The organism is Halocola ammonii (assembly GCF_049334165.1).
GTDB lineage: Bacteria > Bacteroidota > Bacteroidia > Flavobacteriales_D > Sanyastnellaceae > JBEGHD01.
Genome location: NZ_JBEGHD010000009.1, coordinates 116593 through 134528, shown reverse-complemented (window position 1 = coordinate 134528; position 17936 = coordinate 116593). Strand labels below are relative to the sequence as shown.

Genomic DNA, 17936 nt, shown 5'->3' with positions numbered 1-17936 from the left:
AATTTAAGAGACCTTAAAAATAGCCTTTTCTCTCTGTATAAATTCTCGCAGGTGATTGGGCTTTCTGCCTGTCAGGTCAAAAACGCTGGTACTTACTGCGGGCTCCTTTTGAAATCTCGGTAAAAAATGAAGCATGATCATTACCAGGATGAAACCACTTTTCATTCCTTCCTTACTTTTGATCGCATAAAACCGAAGCGGATTAACTGGTGTGTAATCTATTCGACTTCCCGTTTCTTCAGTCAGCAGCTGACAAACTTCATGGAAATTGAGCTTTTCGGTACCTGTGATTTCGAATGCCCGGTTTTTATACCTGTCAAACTCATCGATGAGCACGGCACTCGCTCTACCGATATCTGCAGTGTCAACCCAGAGAAATTTTGCATGGCCAGCGGGTAAAATTATTTTCTTTTTCTCCTGAATATCTCTGAGAAGAGTTGTACTGAGATTCTGCATAAAGTAGCTCGGCCTAACAAAGACGTACGGAATATCAGCCTCCCTTATCAGCTTCTCAATTTTGTAGTGCGGGATAATGCTGCTTTTCTCTACTCCCTGCACTGACAAAAAAACAATGCCAGAACCAACTTTACTGATGATGTCAATCAGTGGTGCAAACACTCGGTTTACATCGCTAATGTGTGGTGGACGAAGAACAAAAACAACATCGACTCCTTTGAGAGCAGTCTCAAAAGTTTCCTGATCATCAAAATCGAAGCGGACAAAATCTAGCCTCGGGTTTTCATCAAATTGTTCTCTGCTCTTTTCAATGTCTCTCACAGCTGCGATCACCTGAATTTCTGATTTCAATTCAAGCAGTGACTTAATCACTTCGCTACCTACATTTCCCGTGGCTCCAAGAATTAAGGCATTCTTGTTTTTCATAGTCTCCAGAATTCTAATAACAATTTTATCTCAGGGTAAAGATAGTTGTAGAATCGAAAGCCTTTGCGAGAATTTAATGATCACGCCAACCGTAAGGGTTTACATCAGCACTGGTTATTTCAGAATCGATCTTTCCGGTTTCGACATCTTCTATGTAGCGCATCGAAATGGTGCTCCATTTCAAGGAAGATACCTTGTCTTTAAATGATTTTTCCTGGCCATCGAATAGAATCTCAATTAGCTCCTTTTTGCCGGCACACTCGAGTTGCTCTGTTTTGCCGTCCTTGTAAATTATTGTGTAATCAGTCATAACCTGGTTTTCATATAAATCAAACTTCGTTCTGAATTGTTTGAATAGTCCTTTTCAAACAGAATCTTCAGATCATCAAAGAACTGTGTTTTTTGAAGTTGTTTACTTCGTTTTTTGACTTGATCTTATTGAAAAGCAGTTTAAATTGAAGCGCACAAATGCCTTTCCTATGGTTTTACAAACTTCAATGCTGTCTCGAGTAGCGCTTCTCTCTCTGCTCTTAATGTTTGTTTTTCAGTCTTTTGCTCAGCAGGGAGAAACACTCAGGTCTGTAGTGGTTGATTCGGAAACAAGCGAACCACTAACTTACGCCACGGTGGTCAACCTGAGAAACGGGAAAGGAACAGTGACTGATGAGACGGGTGTTTTTAGGCTCAATGATGTTCGAAAGGATGATATTATCTATTTCTCATTTGTTGGCTATGAAAATCGAAAGGTCGAAGCTTCACAAATCTTTGAGTCAAATTTTGTTGCGCTCACTCAAAGGGCTGAGCTTGTGGGTGAGGTAATCATCTCAGCTGATGACAGTTATTTGTATGATTTGATTAGGGAGGCAAAGAAGACGGGAACCAATGAAAGGAAAATAGCCAAAACGTACTTTTCGCTGCAAAGCAACACGAGAGATAAACAAGTCGAACTCCTCGAATGCTACTACAACGGAGAGTTTGCAGGATACGATGTCGATAAACTAAATCTAAAAAATGGACGAATTGCTCTGGCTTCGTTCGAGAAAAAGTATTTCATTTCGACAGAACCGAGCAAGGTGCTGTGCATGTACAGCGCAATTAATGGGAGTGACTATTTCCCTTTCAATCCTTTAGAGCTCCGCCACCGCGAGTTGAAGAAAAGCTATGATCTCAATCTTTTTTCGAAATACAAGGACGAAAAGGGGGATGTGGTTTATGTGATTTCTTTCGAACCTCTGGAAGACGAGCGCTCACATTTTTCTGGAAAAGTGTGGATTGATTCATTGCGAAAGGATATAATCAAACTTGAGCTTAGTGCTGACAATGTGGCCAATTATCCCTTTGTCCCCATTTGGCCTTCAGATTCACTGCTGAAAGTAGGAATGGAGTTATCAAAAACCTATCAGCGAATTGATGGAGAGATGTACTTAAAATCACTGGATTTCAACTACGATCTACGTTACAAACACCGCGATGGTTCAATTGATGACATTTCCACGCGAGCAGTCCTCTATGCCTACGATTATGAAAGAAGATTTGAATTGCCATTTTTTCACTTCTCCAACCCGGATATTAGCGACTACAGAAAGATAAATGCCATTCCCTACAATGCTTATTTCTGGGAGAATTTTGATGAGTTTAAATTGAATGACTTACAAGACAAAAACAATCAGTTTGCCAACGACCCATCCACGGTTAGTAACAGAGAAATGTTTGTACGGTCGGCCTTTGGAGAAAAAGGCTTTTTGCAGCAGCCCTACGTTCACTGGTCTGGAAAGCGAATTGTGTTTAGAGAGCAGGAGTATGACAAAGCAGAACTCTATGAACTGGCTAAAAAACCTCCAGCGGAGAGATACCACCTTTGGGCACAAATTTTTCTCGATGTAAATCAAATTGACGACTCACTGCATTTTCTCACAAGTACTATAATGGATCCGTACGCCAGTTACTACCACTTTCCAATGGACGATACAGCGCGCGCTTTCATCAATCTTTATTTCGATCAGATTGAAATCGAGCGCAGAATTCTCAATGAGCAGCTAAAAAAGTGCAGTTCGGAAGGTGAGATGGCCAAAGTTTATTTCGACAGGCTGGAAATGATAAATCGAATGACGAGCACTTTTCTGAAGGATGTTGAAAGAGGTTTAAATAAACAAGGAATGCGCAAATGGAACGAAAGAACTGTGGAACATCTGGGCATCGATAACCTGGCTCTATTTAGGGTTTACATCGAAGAAGTGGAAGGTGAAAACGGTGGTCCCTGACCTCGGTATCAATCATCGCGGAGAGCTTCCGCATTCAGAGGTAGGCAGATTTTAAAAGTTGCTCCTTCACCAGGTTGGCTATCCACCTCGATGGTTCCAAAATGATTGTCGACAATTTTTTTGCAGAGAGAAAGTCCGATTCCAGTGCCTTCCTGTTCTTTGTCTAATCTCTTGAAAAGCTCAAAAACCTTATCCTGATACTGTGGGTCAAAACCTGGTCCGTTGTCCGAAATGTCTATTTCCCAGTAGTCTGTCTTGTGAAATGTATCTGGAAATTTATCTGAGCATTTCGAGTTGAGCAAGGTGCATTCGATTTTTATGTGCGGTTGTTCATCGCAAAACTTCAGGGAGTTGCCGATTAGATTAGAAAATAGCTGATGCATTTGGATCGGAATAGCCGCAATTTCCGGCAGCTCACTGTGCTCGATTGTGGCATTTTTTTCCTCAATGAGAACTTCGAGGTCGTCCTTCACCTGGTCGAGTGTTTCTTCAAGGTTTACAGGAACAAAGTCAGCCGTTTGAGATAGTTGAGAATACTCAAGAACATCTTTGATGAGGTTGGTCATTCGGGTAGCTGACTTCTGAATTTTTTTAAGGCTACGTCTTGCTCTTTCTTCGTCCTGAATATCCTTTTCAAGCAGGTCAGAAAACATTCTGATCTTTCTCAGAGGTTCCTGCAAATCGTGCGATGCCACAAACGCAAACTCTTCCAGTTGTTTGTTCCTCAGCTCAATGTCCACAGCGTATTTCTGCATCTGGTCTTGCGCCAGTTTTCGCTCTGTGAGGTCTCGGCTCACTTTAGTGAAACCGATGATTTCGTTCTCGTCATTGTGGAGTGCAGTGATCACTACGCTTCCCCAAAATGTGGAGCCGTCCTTTTTCACGCGCCAGCCCTCGTCCGTAGAGCGTCCTTCCTTCTTTGCTTTTTCGAGCAGTTTGTTAGGGAGACCATGCTCAATGTCTTCTCTGGTATAGAACTTTTTAAAGTTCTCACCGATAATCTCTTTTTCAGTGTAGCCCTTAATATCTTCTGCACCCTTATTCCAGTTCACAACTCTTCCTTCCACATCGAGCATGATGATGGCGTAATCTTTTACTTCATCTACCATTTTGTGATAGCGTTCTTCGCTAAGTTTTAAGCTGTGTGTTCTTTCTTCTACAAGCTGCTCCAATACTTCAGAGAAAAGCCGGTAGCTGTTTTCGCTCTGTCGCAGTTCTTGTTCTTTCTGTTCTTTGTCAGAGATGTCTGCAAGAATGTGCAGTGTCTCTTTTACTTTCCCGAGGGTGCTGTAGATGGGCTTTATGTGAAGTAGTACGTTTTTCTTAACACCACTGGGGCGTTCGATTTCCATTTCCAGGGCTCTAAAGGCACGATTGTCTTCAAAGCTCGACCATTTTTGGTGTTGGGCGACTGTGATTTCCGAGCCTTCTATATCGAATTCTCGATAAGCTCCGCTCCAATATTCCGAGTCCAGGTCTGGCGTGCGTCCCCAAAGATGAAGAGCTGCGCTGTTGTAGAAAGTGATTTTCCCCTGTCTGTTGCAGATGTAGACTGCAAGAGGAATTTCTTCAAGAATTTTATAACTGTATGCAAAGTTTGGAAGTGAGTAGCCAGGACCACTTCGGTCGAATGACTTTCCCGGAGAAGACTCAGACATTATTTGACCAGAATTTTGTTTTACAAATCTTAAACAAACAAGTTATATCAGTTTGTTCACTGCACTGATGAGATACAACTCATCTTTCGGCCCTTAGATGTATCAAATAATCTGATGGTTCTTTTTGAAATACAAAACGCAAGCTTTCTCTCAGATCGTCAATTCTGCTGGGCTTGGGCAAAAAATGACGTGCTCCCAATTCTTTAGTTTCTTCGATATCTCTTTCGTGGGTGGAGGTGGAATAAACAATGACATTCATGTCCTTGCAATTAGGCATTTTGCTGAATTCTTCCAGAACTTCTTTACCAGATAATTTGGGCATATTGAGATCGAGAAAAACGAAGTCGGGTTGAAAATCGCCATTGCCATTGAGCTTTTCGATGCCATCCAGACCATTAACTGCCGTGTACAGTTCCGTTTCGAGTTCCAGGTCCTGCAGGGCAATGCTAAAGATCTCTCGATCGTCAGCATCGTCATCTATTAAAAAACACGTAATCAATTGCTCTTCAGTTTAAGTTTCAATAATCCATCGAAAATATCAAAACAGAATGAAACTATCACACAACTCAACTGACCAATTTGCTGCTGGAAGTGAGAAGACAGACAAGGTTCTCCGAAGCTACTCGATAAAGTCTTCAATCTCAAAGTGAAAAGTGCTGCCTTTTCCAGGCTCGCTCTCCACCCACATTTTTCCGTTGTGGCTCTCTACAATATTTCTGCAGATAGAAAGTCCGATACCATTGCTGTCTTCGCTAGGCTGGATAGATTTGAAAACCTGAAAGATGAAATCGAATTGACTTTCTTCGATACCAATACCATTGTCTTCAACTTTGAAGTGCAGGTAATGTCCTTTCTTTACGCAGCTTATTTTTATTTCTGGTTCTCTGTCTTCACTGCTGTATTTCAGTGCGTTGCTCAAAAGATTTGTCATCAGTCGTTTAAAAAGGATAGGGTAAACCCGAACCCTGTCTACTTTAGAGTTGAAAGTTATCTTTCCGCCTGAAACCTTGAGGTCTTGTGAGAACAGCTTTTTCACCTCGCGCATGATTTGAGCCAGATTCACCGTTTCCAGCTCTTCGTTGACCTTACCGCTACGTGAATACTTCAGTAGGTTTTCGATCATGCTATTCATGTCGTTCACCGCATTCGACATGATTTCGAAATACTTATCCATCATCTCTGGAGTCGATGAACCTCTTTTCTTTTGAATGAGGTTGATCATCCCAATGATGTTTCTCAAAGGAGCCTTCAGATCGTGGGAAGCAACGTAGGCAAACTCTTCCAGATTTTTGTTGAGACTACTCAGCTTGCTATTTTGTTCTCTCAACTGGTCGTTGAGCTTATTGATGCGCTCCTCATAATCGCGTTGAATAGTTGCTTCGTGTTGAATGGAGAAAAATCCAATGAGCGTGTTGTCGTGATCGTACATCGGCTCACAATGGATGCTGACCCAATATTTTTCACCGGTTTTGGTGTAATTAATGACGTCAACGTCAAACGGCTTTTCTTCTTTTAAACTCTTCCTCATCAGCTCTACAGTAGATGGGTCAGTTTCTTCACCCTGCAAAAAGTCTCCGGGTTTTTTACCCAACACTTCATACATCTCAAAGCCTGTGAGTTTCTCAAAGGCGTTGTTCACAAAAGTGATCTTCTCATCAGCATCTGTAAGAACCAGCGAGTTTGTGGTCTGATCGACTAATAAAGAGAGCTTGTCAAGCTCCTGAGTCATTTCGATTTTGTGGCGAATGTCTCTGGTCGTTGCCAACACGCTCGTTACTTTGCCCTCCTGATCGGTTATTTGCTTGAGCTTTGTTTCGTACCAGTCTTCGTGTCCATTGTTATTTCGGAGAATCACTTTTAGCGTTCCGGCTTTGTCGCCAAATCGGTGATCAGAGATCATAGATTTCAACTTTTCCTGATGTTCGGGTTTCGGCATCAGATCAGTGAGCCTTTTGCCCATCAGACTTTCGGGAGTGTAACCGATAAGGTCCTGAGCAGAAGGAGAGAGGTAAGTGATCTCACCATCTAGATTGTGGAGACTTACGAGATCGTTAGAGTTTCTCGCGATGATTTCAAAAAGCTCAGTTTGCTTCTTGAAAACAGAGCTCACCTCGTTAAGCGCTTCATTGGAAAGCTCCAGTTTTCTATTGGCCGACTTCACAGCTGTGATGTCAAAGAAAGTAATGATGACTCCCTGAATCTCCTTGTTCATGGTTTTGAAAGGGCTCATCCTAACTATGTACTCCTTTCCAGAATCGTCTTTAACTGTAGTTTCAAACGAAGTGATTTCATCGTAAACACGATCCACATGTTCCATTAAATCCTGCACCTGAATCTTTCCTCTAAAATTGCTGACATGACGACCAATGTCCTGTTCATTGAGGTTCAGGATTTTCTTTATCGCTGGAGTGAATTTGCGGATGTTGAGGTTTGAGTCCAGGAAGAGTAGAGCAATATCTGTGCTCTGAATGAGGTTGTTGAGGTCGTTGTTGGCATTGCTGAGCTCTTCTACTTTTTCCTGATATTCAGCATTTACTGTATATAGCTCCTCGTTTACCGACTCCAGCTCTTCGTTGGAACTCTGCAATTCTTCATTGGCCGCTTGCAGCTCTTCGTTGCTGGATTCCAGTTCTTCAATTGTCGTTTGCAGGTTTTCCTGATTCACCCTGAGTTCGCGCTCGAGAATATCGATCTTCTCGCGCGAAGCCATGCTCAAATCCAATTCATTGGACTCCGCAATTTCTTCAGTTTTTTCTTTCACCAAAAATGTTGCAGCCATCAGTTGGTGGCCTTTTTGGGAGGCTAGTTTTCGAATGTGGATATGGAGACGTTCATCTTCGCCATACACCTCCTTAAGCTTTTCATCTAGCTTGATGTTTTTCAGCAAGTGAACCTCACCGCTACCCAGTGCCCTGTTGGTCATCATTTCGAAAGACAGGGCAATGTGATCTGGAAGCATTCGCAAGATGTTGGTGCTGATCTCTCCCTGAGGTAATTTAAGCCATTGGTTCACCTTTCCTGTGGTGTGAACTAATTCAAAAGAATCGGAATAGACTATGGTGTCTGGAGCGAACTCCTGAATAATTGCCTCCTGAATCTCGCTAAGCATTCTTCTCGATGGATTGTAGGCATAGTAGCTCTCGTTGGAGGGAGGTGTGCTTTGATTATTCTGTTCCTTTCCGCTGATCTTGGCTGTGTTCACGTGCATCGGTTTTCTTTCTCTGAGGTGCACCAGCTTTTTACTGTTTTTGTTGAGGTAAATTTTGTGCTTGCTATCGAGTTCAGAAAACTGCTCGCCCTTTTGGCCAAGCGACTCACTCGATCCGAGAAAAAGTACACCGTGCTGCTTTAGCGCATACTGAAATAAAGAATAAAGCCTTTGCTGAACATTGCTGTTTAGGTAGATCAGGAAATTGCGACAACTCAATAAATCGATCTTGCTGAAAGGAGGATCCTGAATAACGTTGTGAATGCTAAAAACAATCATCTCCCGAATTTCTTTAGCTATCGAATAGCCTTTTTTCTGTGGGATGAAGTAATTATTGAGATAGGAGGTGGGAACCTCGTTCGAAATGCTTTCCGGGAAAATCCTGTTCGATGCAATTTTAATCGCTTCCTTGTCGAGATCTGTAGCGAAAATTGTCACGTCATAGTGAAGCTTGTGTTGCCTGAGATAATCTTTGAATAAAATAGCCAGACTGTAAGCCTCCTCACCGGTAGAGCAGGCAGGCACCCAAACCCGAATGGACTTGATGTCGGATGTGCTTTCCACAATTTTGGGAATCACTTCATCGTAAATCTTTTGAAATGCCTCTTCATCTCGGAAGAATCGGGTCACACCGATCAATAGTTCACTAGCCAGTTGATGAGCTTCAGTTGGGGAAATCCTCAAGTAGTCGCGATACTCAGTGAGATCTGAATACCCCAAAATTCCCATTCTCCTTGTTGTCCTTCTGTAAATCGTAGAAATTTTATAATCCGCAAAGCTCACGCTGGTTTGAGAATAAACCGCATCTAGTATTTCCGAAATTTCAGCCTCCTTGTCTTGAGGATCGATCTCATATTTTTGAGTCTTGCTCTTGTTGTCAAAGAATACGGCAAGCTCTTTTGGGATTTCTCTGATTTTACACACTTTGTCAACACAAGATGTCTGGATGGCGTTTTTGGGCATGCCGTCAAACTTGGCTGTATCCGGATCCTGGGCGATGACAAGACCGCCCATTTCTTTGATGTACTTGATCCCCTCAGAGCCGTCACTTCCCGTTCCAGAAACCACAATTGCAGCAGAGTTGTCTTTTACTTCATATGCAAGAGATTCGAAAAATGAACTGATTGGAAAACTGAGCTTTCGATCTTCCTTTTCGCTCAAAACAAATTTGCCGTTTTTGAGCTCTACAAATTTCTTGGGTGGATTGAGGTAAATGTGATTGGCCTCGATTTCGAGACCGTTTTCGATGACTTTTATAGGAAGAGAGGTGTGCCGAGCCAGAAGCTCATCCATCAAGCTCTTGTGGTTTGGCGCCAGGTGCTGAATGACCACAAATGCATAGCCTGAAGTGGGGTCGATATTTTCAAAAAATGCCTCGAGGGGTTCTAATCCTCCAGCCGAAGCCCCGATACCTATGATCGGGAAAGTGTTCTTTCCAGACATAAATTACTTATCTAATTGTTCACTCGGGATGCTTTATTTGACGGAACCCCAGCCGCGCTTACAAAGAAGTGATTATTCTGGAAGATTTCCACACCTTCTGGAAAATAATATACTCCAGGAGCTTATTGACTGGTCGTTCCTCAAAGACGCAGGCAATCTGCCATTCCGCATGTATGGCCATCTTCGTGAGAATTAACTCACTTTTATCCCGTGCTTTTCCAAAAGGCCCAGGACTTCAGGAAGGGAGAAAATCGCGTCCCTCACATTATTTAACTCTGGATCAATAGAGTAGTTCATCGACTTTCTGAAGTCGGCTTTTTCCAAACTCGTTCTTTCGAATGTGGCTTCAAGCAAATCGCAGTTTGTGATCTTCACCTGCTTCAATTCACATTCGGTAAAATCAACTCCTTTTAAATGACACGATTCGAACCGACATCTGTTAAGCTTCATTTTGAAGAAAGATGAATGGTCAAGGATGCAGTTTTTAAAGTCAGCCTCAAACCCAAACTCATTGCAATTCTCAAATTGCAGCCCGAGCATTTTGCAATTTTCAAAAGTTACTTCCTGAAAGGCTGTCTTCCACAGGTTGCAATTACTAAAATCGCAATCGAGGAACTCAGTTTCCAAAAACCTACAAGACAAGAGGTCCGCATTGGAAAATGAGCAACCGATAAAAGTGCATAGTTCGAAATCCCCGCTTTCGAATTTTGATTCTGAGAAATCGAGTTTTTCAAAGGTTTGCTCCAGGGTGTTATTGAAGGTCATCGTAGAGTTCTTTGGATGAGACAAAGCTAATTAATGTGAGTTAAACGATGAACCTACAGTGTAGTATGGGAAATTGCTCTTTACTGACTTAGCTTTCATAGTTACAGCTTATACATTCATAAGAATTATAAATGAAAATTATCCAGATGAATCTTTTAAATTAGGGACGTGAACTTTCAAAAAATCATACAATATGGATAGTAACGAACATCACGATTCATCCTCAAATGGATCGAAAAGCTATAACAACAACAGCGGTGACGCCAGCAAGTGCCCTTTTTTGGCGGGAAGAAGCAACGGTGCCGCAGGTAGCGGAACTCGCAATGACGATTGGTGGCCCAATCGATTAAATGTCGGAATTTTAAGACAACACTCGTCAAAGTCGAATCCGATGGGAGAGGACTTCGACTACAGAGAGGAGTTTAAGAAGCTCGACTTAAAAGCAATTAAGCAAGACCTCTACGATCTGATGACCGACTCACAGGAATGGTGGCCGGCAGATTTTGGTCACTACGGTCCATTCTTTATCAGAATGGCCTGGCACAGTGCAGGTACCTATAGAATTGGCGATGGCCGTGGTGGAGGCGGAACCGGAAGCCAGCGTTTTGCACCGCTCAACAGTTGGCCGGATAACGTAAACCTCGACAAGGCAAGAAGACTGCTCTGGCCGATAAAACAAAAGTATGGGAAGAAAATTTCATGGGCCGATCTAATGATTTTGGCTGGAAACTGTGCTCTCGAATCTATGGGCCTCGAAACCTTTGGATTTGGTGGAGGCCGTGCAGATGTTTGGGAGCCAGAAGACGATATTTATTGGGGCTCTGAAGGTGAGTGGCTCGAAGATAAACGCTACTCTGGAGACAGAGAACTCGAAGACCCACTTGCAGCAGTAGTAATGGGATTGATCTACGTGAATCCCGAAGGCCCCGATGGAAACCCCGATCCGGTGGCAGCAGCCCACGACACCCGAGAGACTTTTGGCCGAATGGCTATGAATGATTACGAAACTGTAGCGCTCATTGCCGGTGGTCACACTTTTGGTAAAGCACACGGTGCTGCTTCACCAGAGCATCAGTCTGCCGAGCCTGAAGCAGCAAGTATGGCCGAGCAAGGTTTGGGTTGGAGAAGTAGCTACGGACAGGGCCACGGTGATGATACCATTGGCGGAGGGCCGGAAGTTACCTGGACCAAGTCACCCACAAAATGGAGCAACAACTTCTTCGAAAACCTTTTTGGTTTTGAATGGGAACTCACTGAAAGTCCAGCGGGCGCTAAGCAGTGGGTAGCCAAGGACGCTCCCGAAATAATTCCTTACGCTCATTCTGACAGGATGCAAAAACCGACAATGCTGACTACAGACTTGTCGTTGCGCTACGATCCAGAATACGAGAAAATTTCAAGACATTTCTACGAAAACCCAGATGAGTTTGCAGAGGCTTTCGCGAAAGCTTGGTACAAGCTCACTCACCGCGATATGGGACCGATTAATCGCTACCTCGGACCGGAAGTGCCAGACGAGGAGTTGATTTGGCAAGATCCGATCCCGGCAGTTGATCACGACTTGATCGATAAGAAAGACACTTCTCACCTAAAAGGTGAAATCCTCGATTCTGGACTTTCTGTTTCTGAATTAGTTTCTACTGCCTGGGCCTCAGCTTCGACCTTCCGTCAATCAGACTACAAAGGTGGAGCCAACGGGGCGCGTATTCGCCTTGCTCCTCAAAAGGACTGGGAAGTGAACAACCCAAAACAACTTTCGAAAGTGCTCGATAAACTCGAATCTATTCAGAAAGAGTTCAATAATTCTCAAAGCGGAAATAAAAAAGTTTCGCTTGCAGACATGATTGTGCTGGCTGGCTGCGCAGGAGTTGAAAAAGCTGCGAAAGATGCCGGTTTCGATATCGAAGTTCCATTTACTCCAGGAAGAATGGATGCCTCAGCAGAGCAGACAGATGAAGAGCAGTTTGCTTATCTGGAGCCTGCCGCAGATGGTTTCCGCAACTACAGAAAAACAATGTATTCTGTAACTACAGAGGAGCTATTAGTTGACAAAGCACAACTGATGTCACTCACAGCACCAGAGATGACTGTTCTTGTAGGAGGGATGCGCGTGCTTGGCACCAACTGGGATGACTCTAAGCACGGTGTGTTCACCGACAAGCCAGGTGTGCTCTCCAATGATTTCTTCGTAAATCTTCTCGACATGGGAACGAAATGGGAAGCTACCTCGGAGGAAGAAAAACTCTTTGAAGGAAAAGACCGCAAGTCTGGAGAGCTAAGATGGACAGGCACCAGAGCCGATCTTGTTTTCGGTTCTAACTCAGAGCTTCGTGCACTTGCAGAAGTTTACGCTTGTTCTGACTCTCAGGAAAAATTCGTAAAGGATTTTGTAGCAGCCTGGGACAAGGTGATGAACCTCGACAGATTTGATTTGAAATAATTCTTCAGTTCCTAACTTTAGAATGTAGGAAGGTGGTCTGGAAACGGACCACCTTTTTATTTTATCATTCTCCCGACTTCACTTTCCATTGCTGTGCCTTTAATGCCACTCAACTTCTGAAAATAGTTAATCAACTCTGAATCAGAGTAGCCATATGCTTCTCTCAAACCTTTACTGATGGTGCGCAGGTAGTGTTGGTTCGGCATGTTTAATTGATCTAACAAATCTGTATCACTCGTAAAAGTGAATATCGGATGACCACGACTCTTGCCGAGAAAGATGATATTCCCATACCACGAATCAGGCTTCACTACCAGATTTCCCATTTCGCTTACCAGGTCGAAGTCAATTTCTAGTGGTTCTTCGGTTCCGATCTCCTGTCTGACCACGTCTTCAAACTGCTCTTGAGAAATGAGGTACATTCGTCCGAGTGTTTGATGATGTTCATCAAAATTGTTCTTGATGAAGGCCACGCCACCGCCATTCCAGGTTTTTGCAGATCGGGCAAAATAAACTTCACTTGAAATAATGATTTGTTCTTTGTCTTCTGGAAGCGTTTTATCTCTGCAACCCTTGTAGGTTCGCGTTGCACCTTCTGGCTTGCCTCCGGCAATGTAGCAGCGAAATCGACTTTCGAGAATATTCGATCCGTAGCTGGCATACCAAACTTTTTGTGGCCCTGTCATGCGACATAGTTACAAAAAGAAATTAGGTTGATTGCTCCGCGATTGTTCTGAAAGTGAGATTCACTCTGGGTGAAGAAATCTTTTTAGTGGGAGGAAGGCGGTGCAACCAGTGTTTTTGTGTTTCACCAGCCATCAGCAACAAACTACCATGAGCCAGTTGGATCTCAACTTTCTCATTGGTCCGCCTGTGCTTGAAAACAAATTTTCGCTCAGCGCCAAAACTCAGCGAAGCAATTGCTCCGTTTTTCTCAAGCTCTTTTTCATTGTCGCTGTGCCAGCCCATTCCTTCTTCTCCAGAGTGATAGAGGTTTAGAAGGCAGGAGTTGAAAGTTTCACCGGTTACTTTTTCAACGACTAGTTTTAACTTTTTTAATTCCTCAGTCCACTCGAGAGCAGTCCGTTTAATTTTTGAGTAGGTGTAGTCAAAAGGTCGATCGCCATACCAGGCAGTCATTCTCTTTGTGATAATCCGCTTGCCAAACATCACTACTTCATCGTGTTGCCATTCGATATTATTGAGCAAAAGCTGCAAGAATTCGTCAGCTTCAGCGGGTGAAACTAATTGTGGGAAATAATGAACAACGCCATCATGGGAGAGTAGGTTGGGACTCTTGCGATTTGAGGAATCGGAATAACTCATCAAGGTTGGAACAGACTTTCGGCTAGGCTGTTCTAAAGATTCGGCACTCAATTTCATTTTCGTTTCTAAACTCCGTTCACGGATTTCGCCTTGCGACTACTTTTCACAACCCTTGTTTTTAACAAGTAATCGTAGATAGACTGATTCGTTTTGCTAAGAAGAATGCTGAGGACGTAGATTCCAAAAAGAGCAATTCCAATGTAAGTCATTGGTTGAATTTCAGGTTCTTTTGCAAAGTAAAGTGGTGTGGGAAAAATCACTCCGAGGTGAGCAACTTCCCATGGTAAAAGTTTGAGGATGGTCCTTCCAAAAGATTTTCCGAATGAAATCCGATTCGAATCTTCGCTTCTGAGTACAGATAGTTTGAATAGTCTTTTACCGAGAGTTCCCTTTGAATGATTGCTGTCGAACATGGCGAAGTAAAGCCAGGTAGGCAAAGAAATCGTAGTCAGTACGTAAAGCTGCATGTTCCAGCTTTCTCTGAACCAATCGTCTGTAATTCCAATGTCGTCTCGAATGTTTGAAAGTATCCCCCATTGCAAAATGAGCATGACGGCTCCAAAGCAGATGATGCAATCGATGTAGTAGGCTAGCCCCCTTTGGAGTAAGTGCTTCATTTTTTTATGAGTTAAACTTAAAAAGCCTGAGTCTACCGCAAAACAAAGTCAAGCTGACGTCCTTCTTCTTTGGCTTTTTTATCCATTCCGGTTCCGATTGCAATGCCGATGCCCATTCCAAATGGCAGGCCGATAGCCAGGTAAGACATATTATCGAGTGACAGCCCTAGAATCACACCGAAGGGAACTCCAAAAACAGCCATACCCAGGGCAAGCCACAGGTTGCGGTAGTAGTTTACAGGCACGATTTTGGCTTTTTGCTCGACTACTCTTAAGATACGAGTCTGGCTTTTTCGGATGGCATTTCTCAGTTTACTTTTTTCTGCGGTATTTACTTTCGCAATCTCGAGGTTGATGGATTCCACAACTTCATCAGCTAACTCCTGTTTGCGAAGTGATGAGAGTAAATTTGAAAACTGCAAATAGACTTTTTCGGTTTTACTGTCTTTTTCTAGTTCCTGACGTGAGTCTAGTGAATTGATCTGCATAGGTGCTGAAGTGCTATTAAAATTTTGGTTGTGCTAATGCTCTCAAATTAAACCAAATAATAAAGCCGGACAACCATGTTTATGACAAGAGGTCGAAACAAATGGGGAGCTCACAAATCTCTCCCATTAGGATTCAATGCTAAAGTGCGAGTGCCAATGCCAGAAAAGCCATGATTATTGTTAGACTTCCGAATCCAAACTTTTCAAATTTAGTTTTTGCTGTAAGGTTTCCGAGAGTGTTTAGCACAAAGAAACCGAAAAGGGCCCAGTTAGCGATTTTCAGGCTCGTTTGAGATACATCTACTTCCACCAAACTTGTGTTTAAAACTGCAATTAACGCAGCAACCAGTAGAATAAATATTGAAAACATCTCAAGTTGGATAAGCTGTTTACGACTTTTAATTTTCCCTGCCCAAATGATGCTGTGCGGAATGATGCCGACCAAAATTAGCAAATGGAAGAACCCAAGTGCGAACAGCAGCACGAGTAAGGAATAAGCCGCAGTCGTTTGAGAAATTATAGACTCCATAGTTTAAGTCTTGAGTTATTTTTAAGATTTAGATTGTTCCTCCCACTCTTTTCTAAGCAAAGCAAACTGCAATTCGCTTTGCCATCTTCCTTTTAGAAAAACATTCTCAATGAAATGGCCTTCTTTTCTGAAACCCAGGCTTTCCAGCAAGCGAACTGAGGCAGTGTTTTCGGGAGCAACTCTTTCTGTTATCCGATGGAAATCATCGAGTGAAAACAGGTAGTCGACTATCGCAGTCAGTGTTTCTTTAGCGTAACCACTTTTCTGAAAGGTAGGAGAGATAGTTATACCTACTTCACCAAGGCGGTGATCGTCAGCACTAATTTTTATGGCGCAGTCGCCAATCAGCTGTTTGGTCGGATTGAGTTCAATTGCAAACTGCACCCATTCACCAAGCATTCCGATTGTTTTCTCTGCGTTTTCCAGAATGAACTCTTTGGCTCTGTCAAGATCGAAAGGTTCGAAACCCTGGTAGCGTGCTACTTCGGGGTCACTCCTGTAAGCGAGAAAAGCCTCCAAATCGGAAACCAATAAGTTTCTGATCAGAAGTCGGTCGGTGTAGATTTCGAAAGGGTTCATTTTACTACTGATGGGTCTTTCACATGATAGAACTGATTTATTTCCCTTTTAAAATCCCTTCGTCAACCAGCACCTGAAATCCATCTTCCATGGTTTCCCGGAGAGGTCGGAAGTGTATTCCCAGTTCGTTTTTGATTTTCGAGTTATCAGCTTTCCATTCTACGTTCACATTGTTTCGGAGAAATTTTCGACTGATGGATGAGTCCATCATCGGTCCGAACAAAACAGCGACCCATTTGGGCAACGCTTTTTTGGGTACGGGAAAAGAATCTCCAAACCTGGGTTGCAGGGATTTTCCGAGTTCCAGAAAGTTGGTGTTGTGGGCCGAAGTGATGTATCTTCCACTTGCTTTTGGTGTGAAGCCAGCCGCGAAGTGAGCATCGGCAACATCGCGCACATCTACCAAACCGATACCCACATTAGGCACTCCCATTTTCATAGTGCCATCGCCAAGTTGCTTTAGCAGACTGAAGCTTTCAGAGGTCGTAGCCCCCGGGTTAAGTGGTGGCCCCATCACTAAACTTGGGTTGATGGTCACCAAATCCCAACGGTTTTGAGCTTTGTTGATCTCCCAGGCTTTTTTCTCAGCAAGTGTCTTTGAGTAGCTGTAAGGCTGGTAGTCGAGCGAGGCGGTAGTATTCCAGATTTCCTCAGTGAGTTTACCGTTTGGGGCCTCTTTGCACTCTATTGCATCGGTGTAAATTGCCGCGCAGCTGCTGGTGAGTACAATTCGTTTCACGGAGTCGGTCCTGGTGGCCTCCTCAAGCACGTTGGTTGTGCCATTTACTGCTGGGTCGATGAGTTCCTTTTGCGGATCGTCAAAATCTGAAGTGAAAGGAGATGCTGTGTGAAAAACCAACTCGCAACCTTTCATAGCCTCGGCATAAGATCCTTCTACCAATAAATCTGATTTGAAAAACTTTATGTTTCCATCGGCTTTTTCAGCCAACTTTCTGAGGTGAGCCGACTTCTTTTCATTTTTGGGGTCTCGCACTGCAGCGTGAACTGTGAGTCCTTCTTCCAAAAGCTTTTTTACTAGCCAGCCAGCAACATATCCAGTTGCGCCTGTGACCAATACGGGCTTTGTTTTGTCAATTTCTGTCATAGGTGGCCGAAGTTATGGAAATCTAAACCACGGTAAGTATAAGATTGACAAATAATTGTCACAAGAAACTGAATTTAGCATTTACTTAAAATGCTTCGCAAAAACATCAAGGCTGATCAGCTTTCCGTTTTTCTCTTCGCAATTGCTCATGGTTTTCTCCAAAACAAAACCCTGCTTTTGAAGAACGTTTTTGCTGTTTTCATTTTCGATTTCAACGTAAGCTTCTACTCGTTTCAAATCGAGCGTACAACTGGCGTAATCAAGAACCAGCTCGACAGCTTCTGTGGTTATTCCTTTTCCCCAAAACTCTGGTAAAAGCCAAAAACCGATTTCAGCAGTGGCGGTTTTTCTATCAAGATTATTGAATCCTGCTGCTCCGTAGAACTGACTTTGATCTTTCGAGCAAATGGCCCACCAAATACCAGTGGCCTTTTTCTCCAGATCGCGAAACCATTCCATTTGCTCTTTAGTGGCTTCCAGACTGTCGAAACTAACACCGTAGTATCTGATGACTTCGGGGTGGGAGAGGCCCTTGAAAATGAGCTCTCGATCGCTTTCTGAGATCTGTCGCAGCGTCAGTCGTGAAGTTTCGAGTTTCGGAAAAGTCTTGGCGATCATCCTATCTTAAAATCTAA

At 43.3% G+C, this 17936-nt stretch carries 16 protein-coding genes; 2 read left to right on the top strand and 14 right to left on the bottom strand.

The window, feature by feature from the left end:
• Positions 1-3 precede the first annotated feature (3 nt).
• Together ABHV44_RS10815 and ABHV44_RS10810 are read right to left on the bottom strand one after the other, a co-directional pair.
• Positions 4-882: an NmrA family NAD(P)-binding protein gene (locus ABHV44_RS10815; protein ID WP_459074704.1), complete on the bottom strand. Its 879-nt coding sequence runs from the start codon at positions 880-882 to the stop codon at positions 4-6.
• 73 nt (positions 883-955) lie between these two features.
• The gene (locus ABHV44_RS10810) at positions 956-1192 is read right to left on the bottom strand and encodes a hypothetical protein (RefSeq protein ID WP_459074703.1); all 237 of its coding nucleotides are present in this window, start codon (positions 1190-1192) and stop codon (positions 956-958) included.
• Positions 1193-1379: 187 nt separating this feature from the next.
• Here ABHV44_RS10810 and ABHV44_RS10805 point away from each other — a divergent pair, with 187 nt between their 5' ends.
• Positions 1380-3143, top strand: coding sequence for a carboxypeptidase-like regulatory domain-containing protein (locus ABHV44_RS10805; protein WP_459074702.1), 1764 nt, complete (start codon positions 1380-1382; stop codon positions 3141-3143).
• An 8-nt stretch (positions 3144-3151) separates the two neighbouring features.
• Here ABHV44_RS10805 and ABHV44_RS10800 read toward each other — a convergent pair whose 3' ends face one another.
• From ABHV44_RS10800 to ABHV44_RS10785, 4 genes are all read right to left on the bottom strand, one after another.
• Positions 3152-4801: a PAS domain S-box protein gene (locus ABHV44_RS10800; RefSeq protein ID WP_459074701.1), complete on the bottom strand. Its 1650-nt coding sequence runs from the start codon at positions 4799-4801 to the stop codon at positions 3152-3154.
• A 79-nt stretch (positions 4802-4880) separates the two neighbouring features.
• Positions 4881-5300, bottom strand: a complete 420-nt coding sequence (locus ABHV44_RS10795) for a response regulator (RefSeq protein ID WP_459074700.1) — start codon at positions 5298-5300, stop codon at positions 4881-4883.
• Positions 5301-5420: 120 nt separating this feature from the next.
• On the bottom strand, positions 5421-9452 hold the full coding sequence (locus ABHV44_RS10790) for a CheR family methyltransferase (RefSeq protein WP_459074699.1): 4032 nt from the start codon (positions 9450-9452) through the stop codon (positions 5421-5423).
• 192 nt (positions 9453-9644) lie between these two features.
• A complete protein-coding gene (locus ABHV44_RS10785; protein ID WP_459074698.1) occupies positions 9645-10217 on the bottom strand; it encodes a pentapeptide repeat-containing protein in 573 nt (190 codons plus the stop codon).
• Between the two features lie 193 nt (positions 10218-10410).
• Between ABHV44_RS10785 and katG the strand changes: the two genes are divergently transcribed.
• Positions 10411-12657 (top strand): catalase/peroxidase HPI, encoded by a 2247-nt coding sequence (katG, locus tag ABHV44_RS10780; protein WP_459074697.1) that lies wholly within the window; start codon positions 10411-10413, stop codon positions 12655-12657.
• A 56-nt stretch (positions 12658-12713) separates the two neighbouring features.
• On the opposite strand, the gene ABHV44_RS10775 is transcribed toward katG, so the two are convergent.
• The 8 genes from ABHV44_RS10775 to ABHV44_RS10740 form a co-directional block, all read right to left on the bottom strand.
• The gene (locus tag ABHV44_RS10775) at positions 12714-13343 is read right to left on the bottom strand and encodes a hypothetical protein (RefSeq protein ID WP_459074696.1); all 630 of its coding nucleotides are present in this window, start codon (positions 13341-13343) and stop codon (positions 12714-12716) included.
• Between the two features lie 22 nt (positions 13344-13365).
• Positions 13366-13983 (bottom strand): alpha-ketoglutarate-dependent dioxygenase AlkB family protein, encoded by a 618-nt coding sequence (locus ABHV44_RS10770; RefSeq protein WP_459074695.1) that lies wholly within the window; start codon positions 13981-13983, stop codon positions 13366-13368.
• A gap of 65 nt (positions 13984-14048) precedes the next feature.
• The gene (locus tag ABHV44_RS10765; protein WP_459074694.1) at positions 14049-14600 is read right to left on the bottom strand and encodes an RDD family protein; all 552 of its coding nucleotides are present in this window, start codon (positions 14598-14600) and stop codon (positions 14049-14051) included.
• A 32-nt stretch (positions 14601-14632) separates the two neighbouring features.
• Positions 14633-15088 carry a hypothetical protein gene (locus ABHV44_RS10760; protein ID WP_459074693.1) on the bottom strand — a complete coding sequence of 152 codons (456 nt, stop codon included), beginning with the start codon at positions 15086-15088 and terminating at the stop codon, positions 14633-14635.
• A 139-nt stretch (positions 15089-15227) separates the two neighbouring features.
• Positions 15228-15617, bottom strand: coding sequence for a hypothetical protein (locus ABHV44_RS10755; protein ID WP_459074692.1), 390 nt, complete (start codon positions 15615-15617; stop codon positions 15228-15230).
• A gap of 21 nt (positions 15618-15638) precedes the next feature.
• A complete protein-coding gene (locus tag ABHV44_RS10750) occupies positions 15639-16196 on the bottom strand; it encodes a GNAT family N-acetyltransferase (protein ID WP_459074691.1) in 558 nt (185 codons plus the stop codon).
• 37 nt (positions 16197-16233) lie between these two features.
• Positions 16234-17301 (bottom strand): NAD-dependent epimerase/dehydratase family protein, encoded by a 1068-nt coding sequence (locus tag ABHV44_RS10745; protein WP_459074690.1) that lies wholly within the window; start codon positions 17299-17301, stop codon positions 16234-16236.
• A gap of 81 nt (positions 17302-17382) precedes the next feature.
• The gene (locus tag ABHV44_RS10740; protein ID WP_459074689.1) at positions 17383-17919 is read right to left on the bottom strand and encodes a GNAT family N-acetyltransferase; all 537 of its coding nucleotides are present in this window, start codon (positions 17917-17919) and stop codon (positions 17383-17385) included.
• Positions 17920-17936 lie beyond the last annotated feature (17 nt).

Coding starts and splice junctions, on each gene's coding strand:
- ABHV44_RS10815 (WP_459074704.1), bottom strand. CDS start 882: ATGAAAAACAAGAATGCCTTAATTCTTGGAGCCACGGGAAATGTAGGT.
- ABHV44_RS10790 (WP_459074699.1), bottom strand. CDS start 9,452: ATGTCTGGAAAGAACACTTTCCCGATCATAGGTATCGGGGCTTCGGCT.
- ABHV44_RS10785 (WP_459074698.1), bottom strand. CDS start 10,217: ATGACCTTCAATAACACCCTGGAGCAAACCTTTGAAAAACTCGATTTC.
- ABHV44_RS10760 (WP_459074693.1), bottom strand. CDS start 15,088: ATGCAGATCAATTCACTAGACTCACGTCAGGAACTAGAAAAAGACAGT.
- ABHV44_RS10810 (WP_459074703.1), bottom strand. CDS start 1,192: ATGACTGATTACACAATAATTTACAAGGACGGCAAAACAGAGCAACTC.
- ABHV44_RS10765 (WP_459074694.1), bottom strand. CDS start 14,600: ATGAAGCACTTACTCCAAAGGGGGCTAGCCTACTACATCGATTGCATC.
- ABHV44_RS10750 (WP_459074691.1), bottom strand. CDS start 16,196: ATGAACCCTTTCGAAATCTACACCGACCGACTTCTGATCAGAAACTTA.
- ABHV44_RS10755 (WP_459074692.1), bottom strand. CDS start 15,617: ATGGAGTCTATAATTTCTCAAACGACTGCGGCTTATTCCTTACTCGTG.
- katG (WP_459074697.1), top strand. CDS start 10,411: ATGGATAGTAACGAACATCACGATTCATCCTCAAATGGATCGAAAAGC.
- ABHV44_RS10800 (WP_459074701.1), bottom strand. CDS start 4,801: ATGTCTGAGTCTTCTCCGGGAAAGTCATTCGACCGAAGTGGTCCTGGC.
- ABHV44_RS10805 (WP_459074702.1), top strand. CDS start 1,380: ATGCTGTCTCGAGTAGCGCTTCTCTCTCTGCTCTTAATGTTTGTTTTT.
- ABHV44_RS10740 (WP_459074689.1), bottom strand. CDS start 17,919: ATGATCGCCAAGACTTTTCCGAAACTCGAAACTTCACGACTGACGCTG.
- ABHV44_RS10745 (WP_459074690.1), bottom strand. CDS start 17,301: ATGACAGAAATTGACAAAACAAAGCCCGTATTGGTCACAGGCGCAACT.
- ABHV44_RS10775 (WP_459074696.1), bottom strand. CDS start 13,343: ATGACAGGGCCACAAAAAGTTTGGTATGCCAGCTACGGATCGAATATT.
- ABHV44_RS10770 (WP_459074695.1), bottom strand. CDS start 13,983: ATGAGTTATTCCGATTCCTCAAATCGCAAGAGTCCCAACCTACTCTCC.